Source organism: Seonamhaeicola marinus, from assembly GCF_008085455.1.
Genome location: NZ_VSDQ01000168.1, coordinates 1 through 361, shown reverse-complemented (window position 1 = coordinate 361; position 361 = coordinate 1). Strand labels below are relative to the sequence as shown.

General features: G+C 34.3%; 1 protein-coding gene. It reads right to left on the bottom strand.

What is annotated here, in order from left to right; translation table 11 throughout:
• The coding region (locus FUA24_RS02800) for a UvrD-helicase domain-containing protein (RefSeq protein ID WP_187388138.1) at nt 1–361 on the bottom strand (361 nt) is incomplete at both ends.

The window sequence follows — 361 nt, the reverse complement described above, 5'->3', positions numbered from 1 at the left end:
ATCTTGGTACTCATCAACTAAAATATATTTAAAACGGTTTTGGTATTTGGCTAACACCTCTGGGTAGCGCGTTAAAAGTTCATTGGTTTTAAGCAGCAAATCATCAAAATCCATAGCGCCTGCTTTAAAACAACGCTCTACATAGGCTTTGTAAATATCGCCCATGCGTGGTCTGCGTGCCATGGTATCAGCCTCAATAAGTTCAGGATTTTGAAAATACGCACGTACCGTAATTAAACTGTTTTTGTATGATGAAATTCTAGAACGTATTTGTTTATACTTATAAACATCTTTGTCTAGTTGTAATTCTTTAATAATATCGCGTATTAACCTATCAGAATCTTGTGTATCATAAATAGTA